The sequence below is a fragment of the Nostoc sp. ChiVER01 genome (genome assembly GCF_034531155.1).
Taxonomy (GTDB): domain Bacteria; phylum Cyanobacteriota; class Cyanobacteriia; order Cyanobacteriales; family Nostocaceae; genus Nostoc.
Window position 1 is genome coordinate 110,243 of sequence record NZ_JAVRBS010000008.1, and the last position, 16,766, is coordinate 127,008.

A 16,766-nucleotide genomic window follows, 5' to 3' on the forward strand; every position below is an offset into this window, starting at 1 on the left:
GGATTTAGCGATCGCACTTCAAATTATTGTAGAAAAACATGGCGGTATGGAGGTTAATATTATGTTCGCTTGATTATTTATTAAACCCGAAGAACCCCACACGCCAGTCGCTCATGGGGGAAACCCCCAAGACCGCGCTGGCTCCCTTGGTTATCTGTGCCAGTTATCCCACCATAACCAGACTCAATGCCAAAGTTGCGATCGCAAACACCAATAATTTGCCAGATACAGTGTGTAACAGTAATTATAGGTTCATCTCTTTGTATACCCGACATAACTTCAGCATAGTTGCTCTCATCTGTAAAGGTACACACAACGAAATAAGACCAAGATAACTGGTGGCAGATAACATTAAATACTCAGGATATAATCTCTAGACGATCGGGTATAGTGAATTTGTTAGGTGGCGTTGGGTTTTTCAGGATCTTCACCCAGTATTTGCTGTGCAGTGTGTCGGATGTGCAGAATACGCACCATAGATACTTCTTGATCCTCCAAAATAGTGAAAAGGATGCGGTATGAGTTGCGTCCTCGACCATAAAGTAGTTGTCGAATTTCTTGGCTGAAATACTCGTTTTCTGGCGCTAAAGGACAGCGCTTCGGCATTTGAGACAAAGAATCAATTGCTTCCAGCAATTCGGCATACCATTGACTTGCCCTTAAAGGGGATGTGACTTGGGACAACCGGAGAAAGGCACTGTCTGCTTCAAACTCCGCCACACTGGAAATTTCGATGCGATATTTCATGAATCAGCTGGCAGATTATACTTGCGACGCTGTTCTTGGGCAAATTCATGAAAAGACCGGAACTGTCCTGTCTCAAAATCATCTAATCCTTGTTGAATCCCCTTTATTGCCTCCTCTGATTCTTGTACTTCCCACTCTAAGACACTGGTAAGCAACTCAGATGCTACAAGACTAACATCTTGACCTTGGCGAGTGGCTTTGTCACGTAATAATGCTTCTAATTCTGGGCTAAGGGTAATGACAATTGGCATAGAGCTACTTCCTTTGGCATTGAGCCTCTGCGCGATATTCTAGCAAACACAGCAATCAGTAGCTATCTAAATATTTTGTATCTTTCATCATACTGTTGATCCTAACCAGAAAGTCTTGTTTCATGGGGTGCAACTGACTTGTTAAGTTATATCTTTATGTATTCTCCAATATTCAAATAGATTTTTAACTTTCACCATCTCTACAGGTTTAAAAATAAAGTGCTGATCCTCTCTATCGAGGTCACTCTGAATATACCTACCGATATCTGAATCATCTATGTCATCCAGTTTACTTAAATTATTCGAGAGATAATTCTCAAATTCCTTGCGCTCATCATGATTTCTGTATAACAGAAATATAGCCTCTCCACTCCGACTCTGAAAGTCTAGTTTGCTATCTGTCATGAAATTTAGAAACGCTCCATTCCTGCTTTTAAGCACATAGTAGATATACCAAACTTCACGTCCTGATACTCGAACATGACCATTATTAGGTACTGCTAATTCAATCCTCATTTCATCGCAGTACATATAAGGCAACGTGAACAATGTTGTAGATAAGTATTTAAATTCTGCTTCTCCTATAAACGAACTTTTATTTATATAGAAATAACTGAATATATCCCTAAACTCTCTTGGTTCTCCGAATTTTATTTGATATTCAGGATTATATTTGTGATAAGCACACTCTTTATTTCCTATATCCTTGTCCCATTCCTCTGGCTTCCATAAGAAATCGACGATTCTATCACCGGGCTGGACATCCAACCCAAAACGTTCTCGCCACATCATTTCAATTATTCTGATGTCAGCACTTTTGTCAATAGGTGTATTCGTATCAATGTTTCTTGTGTAAATGCTGTTTGCTCTTATTTGCTTGTCCCTATCTCTGTACTCGTCTCTTAAATAGTAAGGTTTAAAGGGTTTATCAAAGATTATTAAAACATCTATTTCATGGCTTTCTAATTCAAATGTCCTTAATTCGATCTCTGGTCTTATGTCGCCAGCAAACGGCTTTGATCGCAAAAAATCGATCAAGTCAGTTTGTGACTTTCTATTTTCTTGCTCTACTCCTTTTATTTCACAGCCAGCTTGAGGATCGCCCACTCCAAAGATTAGGTACTTATTTCCCTTATGTAACGAATTAGCGAGACAAAGAATATCGTGAAGCAGTGAAGCCTTATTGTCATGATGCTTCTCTTTAAAATCCCAATATTGACCTTCTCGCTTCGTTGCCACTAACTGTTTGATTTCAGCCTGTAGATTGAAATCCATTAAGACTCCGGACTGCAAAGGTGCAGTTTAACACATTAAATAGGGTAATTAATTATAAGGCATAAGGGGATCAAAGCGTGTTTAATTGGGTTTCACAACCCCATAACTGTGCGATAATGCGCTTCTATTTGCGCGACGGTTTTAGACTTGCGTTTTGTCTCCCATTGACTGCGGTTAAATAATTCTTGTCGCAAATCATCAACGTTAATTGTGGTAACTTTACCATCAGCAACAATTTGCTTACCATTTACCCAAGCACTATCAACAACATTGGTAGGACGACCTAAGACTAATAAACCAATGGGATCTGTACGGGGTAATAATGATAGATTGGTGAGATCATAAAGTACCAAATCTGCTTGTTTACCCACAGTTAAAGAACCGAGTTTGTCTGCTATATTCAGTCCCTTTGCGCCTCCCAAGGATGCCATTTCTACAGCTTGTCTGGGCGTAATCCAGTTTTGATAATTTGAGTCTGTAACATTATGTAAAATAGAACCCATTTTGATTGCTTCTAGCAAATCTTGAGAGTCATTACTCGAAGCACCATCGCAACCAAAAGTTACATTTACTCCAGCTTGACGATATTTTAAAATAGGGGCGATGCCACTGCCTAAACGCAAATTACTTAAGGGATTATGAACAACTGTAGATTGAGTTTCGGCGAGAATGGCGATATCAGCATCATTTAACCAAACGCAATGAGCAAGAGAAGTTTTATTGCTCAAATATCCGATTCTTTTCAAATGTTCTACAGCAGTACAACCGTACTTTTCTTGGGCGAGTTTTTCCTGTGCCCTGGTTTCAAGTAAATGGGAGTGACGACAAAGATTATAGCGATCGCTTAACTCACTGCATCCTTCAAATAAAGCATCAGTACACAACTGTATCCCTGTTGGTGCAACTAAAATATTTATACCCTCATCCGGGCGATGAAACTGTCTTACCGCCTCTTCGATAATTTCTAATGTTGCCGCAGTTGAGCGAAAATAAGGTTCATGCTTTCGGGCTGATTCCCCAGATGGGATACCTGCGCTGAGGGATTCATCTTGAATTAAAGGGGCGATAAAGGCGCGAATTCCTACTTCTCTGTAAGCGCGAGTTGCAATGGCGATCGTTTCTAACTCAAGTCCGGGAATTAACACCAGATGATCTACTACACTCGTCCCGCCGGAAAGTAGAGTTTCCACCGCAGTACCCAAGGCGCTGAGATAAACCTGTTCGGGATCGAGAGGGGCAAAATCATACAGTTCTGCTAACCATAATTCTAAAGGGAAAGCTGACATGATCCCCCGTTGCCACATCTCTGATGAGTGAGTGTGAGCATTGAAAAAGCCAGGTAGCAATAGCTTGTTTTTGCCATCTATAGGTGTGCCGATTACCTGTAGATTAGGGGCAATGGCTGCAATTGCACCATCTATAATCTGTACATCTACCGTTGCATAATCATCATCGGCGGCAATTAAAACATTCTGGATGGTGAAACTTACCATATTTAACCTTGATTAAGTAATTGTATTCTCAACTGAATTTCAAGTTACAAAATAGAAAATGGCGTTCGGTATTGCAATTTTATGAATTTACCATTACGGACATTGGGAGTTCCACCAAATGCGTGGACAGTGAATGATGCGATCGCAGATATCACTCGTCCTCAAAAGGCCCCACAACCCGTTATTTTATCAACAGAAACTAAAACCCTGCGCCTAGACTTGGCAAAAGCAGCTATCCTCGTCATTGATATGCAAAACGACTTCTGTCACCCTGACGGCTGGTTAGCGCATATCGGCGTAGACGTAACTCCGGCGCGTCAGCCTATTGAACCTTTGAACAACTTGCTTCCAGAACTGCGTGAAGTTGGTGTTCCAGTTATTTGGATAAATTGGGGAAATCGTCCCGACTTACTCAATATTAGTGCTGGTTCGCGTCACGTCTATAATCCCACAGGAGAGGGTGTAGGATTGGGCGATCCACTGCCAAGCAATGGTGCTAGAGTACTCATGGCAGGTAGTTGGGCAGCAGCAGTAGTAGACGAATTAGAAAAAATACCCGAAGATATTTATATAGACAAATACCGCATGAGTGGGTTTTGGGATACGCCATTAGATAGTATCTTGCGAAATCTGGGAAAGACAACATTATTTTTTGCTGGTGTTAATGCCGATCAATGTGTGCTAACTACGTTATGTGATGCTAGCTTCTTAGGATATGATTGCGTGTTAGTTAAAGACTGTACTGCTACCACTTCTCCTGAATATTGTTGGCTGGCGACGTTGTATAATGTCAAACAATGCTTCGGTTTTGTGACTGACTCCCAAAAGATTTTAACAGCGCTGCAAAAAGGTGAGGAGTGAATCAATTTTGAATTTTAGATTTTAGATTGATCCTATTTTAGGAATTTTCATACCCATCGATAACTTCAGAGGGGATAAATAAATGTACGCTACTCGTTGTGTAATTCCGGTTATCAAATCTAGTAAAGATTACCAAGTATATCGCATCAGTCCCGACGCCTCGAATCGATTAGCAATTATCTTCGATTCGACAAGTGCTAACACTTCGTTGACTTGCTGCATAGAAATTTTCGATGTTGGTGGACAAACACCTCCAAATCGCCATCAGTGGGCGGTGGAAATGTTTTTCGTCCTCAAAGGCGAAGGGATCGCCATCTGTGACGGCAAGAGTGCCACGATCAAGGCTGGGGATAGTTTATTAGTACCTCCCACTGGTACTCATTTGATTAAAAATACTGGTTCTACTCGCTTGTACACATTGACTGTTATGATTCCCAATGAAGACTTTTCGGAATTGATTCGCAGTGGTATTCCGGCGGAGTTAGATGCAGAAGACATGGCAGTATTAGGGAGATTCGATGCTTTGATGCCCTGTTAAAATAATTCGTAATACTCGCCTCCGGCGAGAAGCAAGCTACTTAATTCGTAATTCGTAATTTAACTTATGCGGGATTCCTCGTTTCCATGTGAAACACGGTAACGAGGAAATATTATGAATTACGAATAATTTATTGTTAAAAAATTTTAGCTTATTAACTACGAACTTTAGTCAGGATTCTTTGGGAATAAAACGAAGAATCAGCTTCGTTTTTGGCACAATCTTAGGCAAACTTAATCACATTATTTCCAGCAGTTTTGGACTTTGAGCTAAGTTGAGCGTTGCTTCACAGGCAAACTAGATGGGGTAGCCATTGCGTTTTTGCCAGTCAATCAGATGAAAAACCAACTTCATGGCGGCGCGGCGATCGCTAACAAAGTTATCATCAAAATACACTGCCCTCAGATTGCCAGATTGTCGCATTGCATCTAATGCGATTACTTGCTCTGGTGTTTATCCGGGGACTGTTGCCATAGAATCTGGAATATCACAAAACTCGCAGCGATAAGAGCAACCACTAGAAAACTGCTTGTCAGGAAATAATCATTGATATGCAGCAAATGATAAGCTGGAGTGGGGAAATGTGTTAAAGGCAACTGAGCAGCTAATGTGACAATTTATTGACACAATTAGTTGTAATCGCAACTAGCTTACCGTGATATTTCAGAAGTTTTTAACTGCAAGATAGAAAACTTACCTTGTTCTTTTTTAGAAATTTTACCGGTAAAGTTGGTTAAAAGTTGGTATTGCTGGTACGATTTTACCTAGCATCAATTTTGGAAACAACTTATATCGCACCTTTTCTATGAAAAGAAAACAAATTCTTGGCTTTCTGGGTATAGCAGTTGCAGGCTTGCTCTTGGCAATTGGTTTACCATTGGTTACTCCTTCTCCTGGAATAGCACAATCAAGCACCAGCATAACTGTGTCCGCAGCTTCTAGCTTAAAAGATGCGCTGGAAGAAATTAAGCCTTTGTACCAACGAAGTAAATCAAATATCAACATTAGTTATAACTTTGGGGCTTCTGGTGCTTTGCAGCAACAGATTGAGCAAGGTGCGCCTGCGGATATTTTTATTTCTGCTGGTAAAAAGCAGGTGGATGCCTTAGAACAAAAAGGATTGTTGCTACCAGGTAGCCGTACTAACCTGGCAAATAACAGTCTAGTCTTGATTGTGGCTCAGGATGTTGTTGGTATCAGTAGTTTCTCCAATTTAACAAATAGCAAGATTAAGAAAATTGCGATTGGTGAACCCAGGAGTGTACCGGCAGGGCAATATGGAGAAGAAGTCTTAAAGAATTTGAAACTTTACGATCAGCTTAAATCAAAATTTGTCTTTGGTAACAATGTACGTCAAGTTTTGGCAGCAGTAGAAAGTGGTAATGCTCAAGCGGGCATAGTTTATGCCACTGATGCCAAAACTTCCAACAAGGTAAAAGTCGTAGTCACTGCTGACGAAAAGCTTCACTCACCGATTGTCTATCCAGTGGCAGTAATTAAAAGCAGTAAAAATATTTCTGCCGCTAAACAATTTGTCCAGTTTTTATCTGGCAGTCAAGCTAAAACTGTATTGAGAAAATATGGGTTTATTGTTTGAGTGTCTAATTAGTTGTTTGCAAGTAAGCTGAAAAAACATCTATCAGTAGCTATTCCTCCGTGAGAGAGACAAAGATCCCCGACTTCCTTTGAGAAGTCGGGGATCTTTCTTATTATTCACGGCTGCTATAGTCCTATATATATTAGGACTTACGCACACTCTACGAATTCTCGGTGCTCTTGGCGTCTTGGTGGTTCGATAAATTAAGCTTTTTAGCAATTTTTGCGTAAGTCCTATATATGATACTTATGGCGTAAATCTTCTGATAGAGAGACGGTAACAAGATGAAATTGTATTCTGTTAAGAATGTCATTTTTATAAAGAATTGAAATCAAAAGAATTACTCAATATTATTACCAACAAAAACAGAATGGAGTAAATAGATGAGGTTTGCCCTAAGACGCCGCAAGTTGGGTCAATTGATGATTATTAGCACAGTAGGAGCTACGATCGCTAATTTTGTAGAGAAGGCTGTAGCACAAAATCAAGTAAAAAAAACAACCCCAATGCTGCCAACTTCCACTTCTGAAACTGTGAAGGTGACGCTACAAGTGAACGGAACATCACATAGTTTGCAAATTGAACCGCGTGTTACCTTACTTGATGCACTTCGAGAATACATAGGATTAATTGGTACTAAAAAAGGTTGCGATCATGGTCAGTGTGGTGCTTGCACGGTGCTGGTTGATGGGCAACGGATTAATTCGTGCCTGACATTTGCAATTATGCACACCGACGCAAAAATCACAACTATTGAAGGACTAGAACAAGGAAACAATCTGCACCCGATGCAAGCCGCGTTTCTGTCCCGCGATGCCTTTCAGTGTGGCTACTGCACACCAGGACAGATTTGTTCGGCAGTGGGTTTAGTCAACGAAGGACACGCTAAATCGGATGCCGACATTCGAGAACTGATGAGCGGCAATATCTGCCGTTGTGGGGCTTATCCAAATATCGTGGCTGCTGTCCGCGATGTCTTAGAGGGAAAAAAAGATGCAGCCGTTTAGCTATAAGAAAGCAGGACAAGCAGAAAATGCTGTGGCGTTGGTTACTCCAGATGCTCAAGCTTCGTATATCGCTGGTGGTACTAGCCTCATCGATTTGATGAAGCTGAATGTCCAGACTCCAAGAGAGTTGGTTGACATTAACCCACTCCCACTGAGCAAGATAGAAGTACAGGGTAACGGTGTGCGGATTGGAGCAACGGCAAGCAATAGTGATGTTGCATATAATCCGATCATTCAAGAGCGTTATCCTGTGCTATCAGAGGCGTTGCTGTCTGGGGCATCACCGCAACTGCGAAACATGGCGACAGTGGGCGGAAATTTACTGCAACGTACCCGGTGTTACTACTTCCGCGATACTTCGATGCCCTGTAACAAGCGTGTTCCCGGTTCAGGTTGTGCGGCAATTGAGGGCTACAACCGCATTCATGCGATTCTTGGCGGTAGCGATCGCTGTATTGCCACCCATCCCTCTGATATGGCGGTGGCAATGGTGGCACTCGATGCCGTTGTGCAGACACGCGGGCCAAGGGGAGAGCGGAGTATTCCCCTTGTAGATTTTCATCTTCTACCTGGCGAAACGCCAGAAAGGGAAACAGTTTTAGAGCATGGAGAGTTAATTGTTGCCGTTGATTTACCTGCTTCAACCTTTGGGAAGCGATCGCACTATTTAAAAGTCCGGGATCGCGCTTCCTATGCTTTTGCGATGACATCGGTTGCAGCAGCATTAGATATTCAAAATGGGATTATTCGCTCGGCACGCATTGCCCTTGGCGGCGTAGGAACAAAGCCCTGGCGTGCCACCGAAGCAGAAAAAATACTTTTGAACAAGCCCGCAAACCAGGCAACATTTCAAGCAGCTGCCGACGCTGCGATCGCCGGAGCTAAACCTCAAAAATACAACGGCTTTAAAGTCGAACTGACTAAACGCACAATTGTTAAGGCGCTCTTCACGGTGGGAGGGATGGCATGAATACAAAGGACACAAATACAGTTGTCGGCAAACCGCTAAATCGAGTTGATGGATACCTGAAGGTGACTGGTGGCGCACGTTACGCGGCTGAGTTTCCCATCGCCAAAATGACTTATGGCGTGACAATTCAAAGTGCGATCGCCAAAGGTAAAATAGCCCAAATCGATACCAAGGCGGCGGAAAAAGTACCGGGTGTATTAGCAGTAATTACCCACCTCAACGCGCCCAAAGCTTTTGGAGAAAAGGGCGGCGGTCATAAAGTGCAAGTCTTGCAAGATAACATTGTGCTGTATAGCGGTCAGCATATTGGTGTCGTCGTTGCCGATACCTTTGAACGAGCGATGTATGCTGCCTCACTCGTACAAGTTCGCTATGACGAAGAGAAACCAACCATTAATATGCGGGAGAATCTCACAAAGGCATACTTACCTAAAGGTAAAATCCCTAGAGAGGAACCACCCGATTTAGCGCATGGCAATGTCAACCAGGGACTAGCGGCGGCGGCTGTCCGCGTCGAGCAAACCTATACCACCCCAGTAGAAAATCACAATCCAATGGAGCCTCATGCCACAACAGCAGTTTGGCAAGGCGATGAACTGCTGCTGTATGACGCAACTCAGGGAATTTTTTCGACTCAAAAAAAAGTTGCGGAGGTATTAGGAATTGAGCCTGAGAAAGTCCGCATTATGTCTTACTATGTGGGCGGTGGCTTCGGTTGCAAAGGGTCGGCTTGGTCGCATGTACCGCTAGCTGCGATCGCCGCAAAGCAAGTTAATCGCCCAGTAAAATTAGTTCTGGGACGAATACAGATGTATGGGCCTGTGGGCTTTCGACCGGAGACAATTCAACAGGTGGCTCTCGGTGCAACCCGCGATGGCAAATTGACTGCTTTGCGACACTCCGGCACTTCCCAAACTTCAACTTTCGATGAATTTATCGAACCTGTTGGTAAAAGCGCCCGAATGCTTTACGCTAGCCCCCATATCGAAACTAGCCACCGTCTGGTTCAACTCGATCAAGGAACACCAACCTATATGCGGGCCCCAGGCGAAGCTTCTGGTTCCTTTGCCTTAGAATCGGCAATGGATGAACTAGCTTATGCGCTCAATATCGATCCCGTCGAACTGCGTTTGCGTAACTATGCTGAAGTCGATCCTAGTAAAGGACTGCCCTGGTCGAGCAAATCACTCAGAGAGTGTTACAAATTAGGAGCAGAAAAATTTGGCTGGCAAAAGCGCAATCCCAAGCCTCGTTCAATGCGCGATGGCAACTATTTAATTGGTTGGGGGATGGCGACAGCTACTTATCCTACCAACCGTTCCCCAGCATCAGCGATCGCCCGAATTATGGCAGACGGTACAGCCGTTGTATTAAGCGGTTCCCAAGATATTGGTACAGGGACTTATACTGTCATGACTCAAGTTGCAGCTGAGGCACTTGGTTTACCTGTTAACAAAGTCCGCTTTGAACTAGGCGATACCAAGATGCCACAAACCCCCGTTTCTGGTGGTTCACAAACTGCCGCCAGTGTCAGTTCAGCCGTACATTTAGCAGGAAATCAAGCTCGCAGTCAGCTTTTGCAACTAGCACTTGCCGATCAAAAATCGCCCCTTTATAGTTCAAAGGCTGAGGATGTGATTGCCGAAAATGGCAGCTTTTTCTTAAAAAATAAATCCTCTGCAACTGAAACATATCAAGCAATCTTGGCACGGCATGGCATGAAAATGATCGAAGCGCGTGGAGATGCCAAGCTGGGAGAAGAACAGAAGAAGTTCTCAATGCACTCATTTGGAGCGCAGTTTGCCGAAGTTCGCGTTGAGCCTGATTTGGGTGAAGTGCGAGTAACGCGCTGGGTGGGAACTTTTGGCGCGGGACGCATCCTCAATGCTAAAACAGCCAACAGTCAGCTGATCGGTGGGATTATCTATGGCATTGGCATGGCGCTAATGGAACATACGGTAATAGACCCGAATCTAGGACGCGTTGTCAACCATGATTTAGCTGAGTATCACGTACCAGTGAATGCAGATGTTCCTGATATTCAGGTGTTGTTTGTCGATGAAAACGATCCACATATCAACCCGCTTGGTGTCAAAGGAATTGGTGAAATTGGCATTACCGGCACTGCGGCGGCGATCGCTAATGCTGTCTATCATGCCACAGGTAAGCGCGTCCGCGATTTGCCAATTACATTAGACAAACTGCTGTAGATAATTCATACGCGGCAATAATACCCTGTAGAGACGCGATGAATCGCGTCTTAATTTATCATCATTTATCATCGCGTCTTAAAATACTCAAGACTGATGACCACTCAAGTAAAATTTGGTACTCTTAGCTCGGAATCACTGTATTACGTCCGTGACCGAGATGAGTAGTCCAACAGCCCGCTCCTACGCTTTCTTATCCATTGCAGCAGCAATCATCACTATTGCCTTAAAATTTGGCGCTTACCTGCTAACCGGCTCAGTAGGTTTGCTTTCAGATGCTATTGAATCAATTGTAAATCTTCTAGCAGCATTGGTTGCTCTATGGGCATTGACCTATGCTGATAAACCAGCCGATGCCGAACATGCCTTTGGGCATTCTAAAGCTGAATACTTCTCCAGTGGTGCAGAAGGTGCTTTGATTATAGCGGCAGCCATTAGCATTGCTGTTGAAGCTTGGGGACGCTTGCTGCATCCAGAACCATTAACACAACTGGGATTAGGGTTGGCGCTCTCCCTATTTGCAACCGCAATCAACGGCGTTGTTGCCTTTATTTTGCTACGAGCAGGGCGACGGTTGCGTTCCATTACACTAAGGGCTGATGCTCATCACCTGTTTACCGATGTAGTAACTTCGGGTGGTGTAGTAGTTGGAATCTTACTCGTCAAGCTAACAGGCACTCTCGTCCTCGATCCAATTGTCGCGCTGATAGTAGCAGCAAATATTACTTGGACAGGATTTCGTTTGCTGCGGGAAACCAGTAGCGCCTTACTGGATGCAGCTTTGCCTAAAAAAGAAATTGACGCAATTAAAAGCATCCTTAACGAGTACAAACGTCCAGACATCCAGTTTCATGCCTTGCGAACCCGTACTGCTGGAACCCGTCGCTTTGTTTCCTTTCATGTTCTTGTGCCTGGATCTTGGACAGTGCAACAAGGGCATGATTTATGTGAGGCAATTGAGCTTGCTATTGTTCGAGTGCTGCCTTCAACCCACGTTACAACTCATTTAGAACCTGTAGAAGATCCAGTTTCTTGGGACGATTTGGAGTTGGAGCGTCCGAGCAATCAGCAAATGCAAGATATGAAATAATACCAATTCGCAATTCGCAATGACGCTCGTTCCTCTCTACGAGACGCTACGCGAACGCTAACGCAATTCGCAACTCTTGGAGACGCTAAAAGCGAACGCCCCGCTTTGCTGTTTTCATGCCCGCAGGGCTGTACGCAATTAAGAAACTTAGATGCAGTAAGACTTTCGTGATTTATATCTGTTGTCTCCTTTTGGAGAATTGGTATAACTTGCGATCGCTTCCAGCAGGCAGTTACGCCATCGCGACTATCTTTTTACGCGAAGGACGCTTGCGGTCTGATTTTTTCTTTAGTCCCACTGCTTGAGCTTGATCGCTATCTGAGCCATATTGCCCGCGCACAACTTCTTTCATCGCTAATACAGCATTATGAAATTCCCATTCTGCTAATCGAGCAGCATCAGCAGCAGCACGGTATAAAGCTAGTTTCTCGGTTTCGGTTTGTTGAGAAATCAACATTGCCTGATAAACTTCCTGTAATTTTGCAGTTGAGGCATCAGCACGAGTTGTGTTGTAGGTGCTGACGGTTTGTAAACCGTGGAATGAGTCAATATCTTGACTAATGGTTTGAGGGCGCAAACGGTTTGTTGTATTTTGGGGAGGCATACATGCATACTTAGTAATTTATATATTTAATGTACCCATTACAACAAAAAAAATATCAGTAACATGAAATTTTTAGATAGGGAAAGGTTAGAAAGGATAGTTTCAGATAACAGGTCGATGTATTGGCATAACAAGTCAATGTATTGGCATAACAAGTCGATGTATTGGCATAACAAGTCGATGTATTGGCATAACAGACTGATGTATTGGCATAACAGACCGATGTATTAACATAACAGGTCGATGTATTGGCATAACAGACCGATGCAATTACAAAACTGTAAGACGACACTAAAAACCATGAGGAGCATTAAAATTTCTAACACTCCAAGCTGAAGTGTAACTATTGGGAATACAATCAAAAAATTATACAGTTTTGTTAGTAGAGACTGCACTAGAAAATAGCGGAGGTTAAAGCAATGGATGAGCGCGATCGCTACTTACGAATCGCTCTGGTTCTTGTTGGCATAGCTTTTCTACTTATCTATCCGCTAACTCAGGTATGGGCATCAGGCTGGTTATGGCAACCAGGTCAGCACGAATACGAACAGATGATCATTGGTGTTTATGCAACACTTGGTGTCTTTTTACTGTTAGCTTCAAGGCAACCAGAAGCTCACCTCAGTTTAATCTGGTTCACCGTAATATCAAGTGCAGTCCACGGGCTGATCATGGCGGTACATGCAGTAATTGACCCTGTTGAACAGGGACACTTGTTTGGTGATGTTCCAGCATTGTTCTTGGTAGCAATTGTCCTTGGCTTCTTAGCGCCCCGCAAAGTGGTATCAAGTACATGAACGAGCGTAAAATGTCTGTGTATTTCCCACAATTGAATAGATAAGCATCTGCCGACCTATCTAAATAAGAATTACAGGGTTGCTGATTGAACTATTCAACTCTTAAAAATTGGTATGCAGTTAGTTCAGCTAATAGAAGAAGCATGACTACAGAACAGCCGTTAATACTTGACGCTGCCAGCGACGAATTCATTTCAAAAATTGGTTCAAGTGCGCCTGTTCTTGCTAGTCAAAAAGGATTCTGGAATGGAGTCAGAGTTAGCTATTACAAATACCACAATGCCGTTGAAACTCCTGAGCATTGTTTCTCACAGCATCTGATCACAATTCATCTCAATCATGCCGACGCGATCAAAGAGCAATTGCTCAATGGTCATCTACGATGCGCGAGCTTCAGAAACGGCGATATTTGTTTAACCCCTGCAACTGCTCCCGTATCAGTCCGTTTACAGCATTCAAGTGAGTGGATTGCTCTACACCTTGAACCCAAGTTTATCGAGCAGATCGCGGCGGAAGTAGCCGATCCAGATCGACTTGAGATTGTACCCCAATTCAAATTAAATGACCCCTTAATTTATCAAATTGGGATTGCTCTAAAAGTAAATCTTGAATCTGAGAATGCCTGCGATCGCCTCTACACCGAGTCAATGGCAACCGCACTTTCTGCTCATTTACTACGGCACTACTCAACCCAAAAGCCCAAAATTGCAAGCTATTCTGATGGATTATCACAAGCTCGATTACGACAAGTGACTGAATATATTCACCAGCATTCGACGCAGAATCCTAGCCTGATGAGCATGGCTGAAATGGTGCAGATCAGTCCTTATTACTTTAGCCGTTTGTTTAAACAATCGACTGGGTTAACACCACACCAGTATTTGCTCAAATGCCGCACAAAAGAGGCAAAACGGCTACTCAAGACTACAAATCTCTCGATAGCTAACATTGCAATTCAAGTAGGCTTTGTCGATCAAAGTCACCTTAACCGCCACTTCAAGCGCCATTTTGGTGTTTCACCCAGCCAGTTCCGCGCTTAGAGCAAGAATGTACTGTCAAAAAGCAAGATTATCCAAGACAGTCAGGCTTCATTTTTCCTACGATTTCTAAAGATTGGTCAATCAAGGAATAAAAATTAAGCTTTTTTCACCATAAATTACAACTAATTGAAATAAAGGATTTATACATGAACGCACAAAACAAGCCACAAGCTTTTCAAGTTAATAGTGCCGAAGGTCGCGCTTACTGGGGTATGGGCATTCTCTGGATTATGCTGGCAACTGCTGAAGATACGGATGGACAGTATTCTTGTATAGAACAGTTGGTGCCGCACGGCCCAGCAGCAGGGCCTCATATCCATGAGGCGGCAGATGAAACCTTCTACATTATGGAAGGCGAAGCCACCTTCTTTGTCGAAGACCAGCCGATTAAAGCAACTGCTGGATCGTTTGTGTCAATTCCACGGGGTACAAAGCACGCTTTTCAAATTGATTCTGAAACGGCTCGACTACTCAACACCTATGTACCCGCAGGTTTTGAGTACACGATTATAGCAACGACTGTACCCGCCCAAGCGCGCACATTGCCTCCTGCTTCAATACCTTTTCCCAATCAAGAACAAGCTAATCAAGCGCTTGAGCAAGTCATCCAGCAGTATCCTGCGGCTAAAACCAAATTCTTACAAGGTTTTGCAAGCTAAATTATCGGACACCGGACGATCTAAGTTTGGCTGTTCAAGTTAAAGTTCTCTTTTTGCAACTTCAATCCCTGATCTGACAAGGGAAGCGTCGCGTCTAACGAGAAAAACTGGCTGAAGAGATTGTTAAGATCAATTTCCAGGCTAGTCACGTTGTCTATTGAGCTGAGTTGTGGCTATTACAGGTAAACGAGTTAATAAAGCCGAATTTGTAGACATGTGCAGGTAAACCAATATCTTGGTAAAGGAAATCTATGATGCTCAAAGACAAAGTTGCGCTAGTCACAGGAGCAACATCAGGAATTGGCAAAGCCACGGCACTTGCGCTCGGTATTGCCGGAGCAAAGGTGGTCTTCTCAGGACGACGTGAGGCAGAGGGTAGAGCCACCGAAGCTGAACTTCGTGATGCTGGCATTGACTGTTTGTTTGTCCGATCGGATGTCTCAAACGAAGCCGAGGTTCAAACCTTGGTGCAAACCACCGTCGAGAAGTTTGGAAAGCTTGACTGTGCCTTTAACAATGCCGGGATCGATCCCTCAGTTAAACCGCTGCATGAACAATCGATCGAAGAGTTTGACAAGCTGATGTCAATTAATGTACGGGGTGTCTTTCTATGCATGAAGTACGAGATTGACCAGATGTTGAGTCAAGGCGCAGGTGTGATTGTCAACAACTCCTCAATGGGAGGTTTGATTGCGTTTCCAGGCATTTCTCCCTACATTGCGAGTAAACATGCCGTCATGGGGCTGACTCGATCAGCAGCACTGGACTATGCCAAACAGGGCATTCGGATCAACGCAGTCAATCCTGGCTTGATTGTGACGGCTATGATGGATCGTCTCGACCCAACCACCACTCGATCGCCTGACGCAGCGCCGACTGTGCCAATGGGACGCATGGGAACACCGGAAGAGATTGCTCAAACCGTGGTGTTTCTCTGTTCTGATGCTGCTAGCTACATCACCGGACAACCGTTGGTTATCGATGGCGGATACACAGCGACCTGATCGAGATCAACAAATTTTTACGATGCATCGGGTATTGGTAGTCGGAGTAAAACTTACTTTACTATTTGGCAATAGACATGAAATACCGAGATAAAACAGTCCTCGTTTTCGGTGCGACAGGACAACAAGGCGGATCTGTGGCAAATGCCTTCGCCACCTCGTCTATAGTTCGGCAAATGCTGCGGGAGCGACCAAAACTGGAATGGGGCATTTTGATACCAAAAGTGAGATCGAGGAGTATATTCGCGGTCTGAATATCGTCAGCACTATCATCCATCCGAGCGCGTTCATGGAAATCCTGACGCTACCTGGCATGGGTCTCGAAAAAGGCGAGTTTGCCTTCTTTATGAAACTCGATCGACCGATGCAATTCATCGCAGTGGAGGACAAAAATGCTTTCCTTGGCGGTCTAGCTAGGCTGGTCGATCTGGGGCGATTAGCTGGCAATGCCGATATCGCGTTGCTGCGATCGCAATTTCCTGGGTTGCTGACGATGGATAAGTGGCTTGCGGGAGCTGGTAAACTCGTGCTACTGGCTGCCTTCAATCTGAGGGCGGCGAAGTCGCACTGCGGTGAAATTGGTAGGCGATCGCTATATCAGCTTTAACAGGCTCGATTTACTA

At 43.8% G+C, this 16,766-nt stretch carries 20 protein-coding genes and 1 pseudogene; 13 read left to right on the forward strand and 8 right to left on the reverse strand.

Going from position 1 to position 16,766, the window contains the following annotated elements; translation table 11 throughout:
• Nucleotides 1-80 precede the first annotated feature (80 nt).
• The 5 genes from RMY00_RS12985 to RMY00_RS13005 all read right to left on the reverse strand — a co-directional run bounded on the left by RMY00_RS12985 (nucleotide 81) and on the right by RMY00_RS13005 (nucleotide 3,766).
• Nucleotides 81-314, reverse strand: coding sequence for a hypothetical protein (locus tag RMY00_RS12985; RefSeq protein WP_322647942.1), 234 nt, complete (start codon nucleotides 312-314; stop codon nucleotides 81-83).
• A gap of 85 nt (nucleotides 315-399) precedes the next feature.
• The gene (locus tag RMY00_RS12990) at nucleotides 400-747 is read right to left on the reverse strand and encodes a type II toxin-antitoxin system RelE/ParE family toxin (RefSeq protein WP_322647943.1); all 348 of its coding nucleotides are present in this window, start codon (nucleotides 745-747) and stop codon (nucleotides 400-402) included.
• On the reverse strand, nucleotides 744-998 hold the full coding sequence (locus RMY00_RS12995; RefSeq protein WP_322647944.1) for a hypothetical protein: 255 nt from the start codon (nucleotides 996-998) through the stop codon (nucleotides 744-746). Before RMY00_RS12995 ends, RMY00_RS12990 begins: the two co-directional genes overlap by 4 nt.
• A 141-nt stretch (nucleotides 999-1,139) precedes the next feature.
• Complete coding sequence (locus tag RMY00_RS13000; protein WP_322647945.1) at nucleotides 1,140-2,273, reverse strand: ATP-binding protein; 1,134 nt, start codon at nucleotides 2,271-2,273, stop codon at nucleotides 1,140-1,142.
• A 92-nt stretch (nucleotides 2,274-2,365) separates the two neighbouring features.
• Entirely contained in the window at nucleotides 2,366-3,766 is a 1,401-nt protein-coding gene (locus RMY00_RS13005; protein WP_322647946.1) for an amidohydrolase, read from the reverse strand.
• Nucleotides 3,767-3,847: 81 nt separating this feature from the next.
• On the opposite strand from RMY00_RS13005, the gene RMY00_RS13010 reads away from it, so the two are divergent.
• Nucleotides 3,848-4,627: an isochorismatase family cysteine hydrolase gene (locus RMY00_RS13010; protein WP_322647947.1), complete on the forward strand. Its 780-nt coding sequence runs from the start codon at nucleotides 3,848-3,850 to the stop codon at nucleotides 4,625-4,627.
• A gap of 82 nt (nucleotides 4,628-4,709) precedes the next feature.
• Complete coding sequence (locus RMY00_RS13015) at nucleotides 4,710-5,165, forward strand: cupin domain-containing protein (RefSeq protein ID WP_322647948.1); 456 nt, start codon at nucleotides 4,710-4,712, stop codon at nucleotides 5,163-5,165.
• Between the two features lie 297 nt (nucleotides 5,166-5,462).
• On the opposite strand, the gene RMY00_RS13020 is transcribed toward RMY00_RS13015, so the two are convergent.
• Nucleotides 5,463-5,588, reverse strand: coding sequence for a hypothetical protein (locus RMY00_RS13020; RefSeq protein WP_322647949.1), 126 nt, complete (start codon nucleotides 5,586-5,588; stop codon nucleotides 5,463-5,465).
• A 382-nt stretch (nucleotides 5,589-5,970) separates the two neighbouring features.
• On the opposite strand from RMY00_RS13020, the gene modA reads away from it, so the two are divergent.
• The 5 genes from modA (at nucleotide 5,971) to RMY00_RS13045 (ending at nucleotide 12,039) form a co-directional block, all read left to right on the forward strand.
• A complete protein-coding gene (gene modA / locus RMY00_RS13025) occupies nucleotides 5,971-6,762 on the forward strand; it encodes a molybdate ABC transporter substrate-binding protein (RefSeq protein ID WP_322647950.1) in 792 nt (263 codons plus the stop codon).
• A 383-nt stretch (nucleotides 6,763-7,145) separates the two neighbouring features.
• Nucleotides 7,146-7,769, forward strand: a complete 624-nt coding sequence (locus tag RMY00_RS13030) for a (2Fe-2S)-binding protein (RefSeq protein WP_322647951.1) — start codon at nucleotides 7,146-7,148, stop codon at nucleotides 7,767-7,769.
• Nucleotides 7,756-8,739, forward strand: a complete 984-nt coding sequence (locus RMY00_RS13035; protein WP_322647952.1) for a xanthine dehydrogenase family protein subunit M — start codon at nucleotides 7,756-7,758, stop codon at nucleotides 8,737-8,739. The genes RMY00_RS13030 and RMY00_RS13035 overlap by 14 nt, the downstream gene beginning before the upstream one ends.
• Nucleotides 8,736-10,949 carry a xanthine dehydrogenase family protein molybdopterin-binding subunit gene (locus RMY00_RS13040; protein WP_322647953.1) on the forward strand — a complete coding sequence of 738 codons (2,214 nt, stop codon included), beginning with the start codon at nucleotides 8,736-8,738 and terminating at the stop codon, nucleotides 10,947-10,949. Before RMY00_RS13035 ends, RMY00_RS13040 begins: the two co-directional genes overlap by 4 nt.
• 160 nt (nucleotides 10,950-11,109) lie before the next feature.
• Nucleotides 11,110-12,039 (forward strand): cation diffusion facilitator family transporter, encoded by a 930-nt coding sequence (locus RMY00_RS13045; RefSeq protein WP_322647954.1) that lies wholly within the window; start codon nucleotides 11,110-11,112, stop codon nucleotides 12,037-12,039.
• Between the two features lie 232 nt (nucleotides 12,040-12,271).
• Here RMY00_RS13045 and RMY00_RS13050 read toward each other — a convergent pair whose 3' ends face one another.
• Nucleotides 12,272-12,643, reverse strand: a complete 372-nt coding sequence (locus RMY00_RS13050) for a hypothetical protein (protein ID WP_322647955.1) — start codon at nucleotides 12,641-12,643, stop codon at nucleotides 12,272-12,274.
• A gap of 419 nt (nucleotides 12,644-13,062) precedes the next feature.
• On the opposite strand from RMY00_RS13050, the gene RMY00_RS13055 reads away from it, so the two are divergent.
• From RMY00_RS13055 to RMY00_RS13065, 3 genes are all read left to right on the forward strand, one after another.
• Nucleotides 13,063-13,440 carry a DUF6632 domain-containing protein gene (locus RMY00_RS13055; RefSeq protein WP_322647956.1) on the forward strand — a complete coding sequence of 126 codons (378 nt, stop codon included), beginning with the start codon at nucleotides 13,063-13,065 and terminating at the stop codon, nucleotides 13,438-13,440.
• A 143-nt stretch (nucleotides 13,441-13,583) separates the two neighbouring features.
• The gene (locus tag RMY00_RS13060) at nucleotides 13,584-14,480 is read left to right on the forward strand and encodes an AraC family transcriptional regulator (RefSeq protein ID WP_322647957.1); all 897 of its coding nucleotides are present in this window, start codon (nucleotides 13,584-13,586) and stop codon (nucleotides 14,478-14,480) included.
• A gap of 146 nt (nucleotides 14,481-14,626) precedes the next feature.
• A complete protein-coding gene (locus RMY00_RS13065; RefSeq protein WP_322647958.1) occupies nucleotides 14,627-15,139 on the forward strand; it encodes a quercetin 2,3-dioxygenase in 513 nt (170 codons plus the stop codon).
• Nucleotides 15,140-15,293: 154 nt separating this feature from the next.
• Here the strand turns inward: RMY00_RS13065 and RMY00_RS13070 are convergent, their stop codons facing one another.
• On the reverse strand, nucleotides 15,294-15,551 hold the full coding sequence (locus RMY00_RS13070) for a hypothetical protein (protein WP_322648113.1): 258 nt from the start codon (nucleotides 15,549-15,551) through the stop codon (nucleotides 15,294-15,296).
• Here RMY00_RS13070 and RMY00_RS13075 point away from each other — a divergent pair.
• From RMY00_RS13075 to RMY00_RS13080, 3 genes and pseudogenes are all read left to right on the forward strand, one after another.
• Entirely contained in the window at nucleotides 15,439-16,143 is a 705-nt protein-coding gene (locus tag RMY00_RS13075) for an SDR family oxidoreductase (RefSeq protein ID WP_322648105.1), read from the forward strand. The two genes, RMY00_RS13070 and RMY00_RS13075, sit on opposite strands and share 113 nt — an antisense overlap.
• Nucleotides 16,144-16,276: 133 nt before the next feature.
• Nucleotides 16,277-16,435, forward strand: a pseudogene (locus tag RMY00_RS36160) (NmrA family NAD(P)-binding protein); the annotation flags it as partial.
• Between the two features lie 21 nt (nucleotides 16,436-16,456).
• Nucleotides 16,457-16,750, forward strand: coding sequence for a hypothetical protein (locus RMY00_RS13080; RefSeq protein ID WP_322647959.1), 294 nt, complete (start codon nucleotides 16,457-16,459; stop codon nucleotides 16,748-16,750).
• Nucleotides 16,751-16,766: the final 16 nt, after the last annotated feature.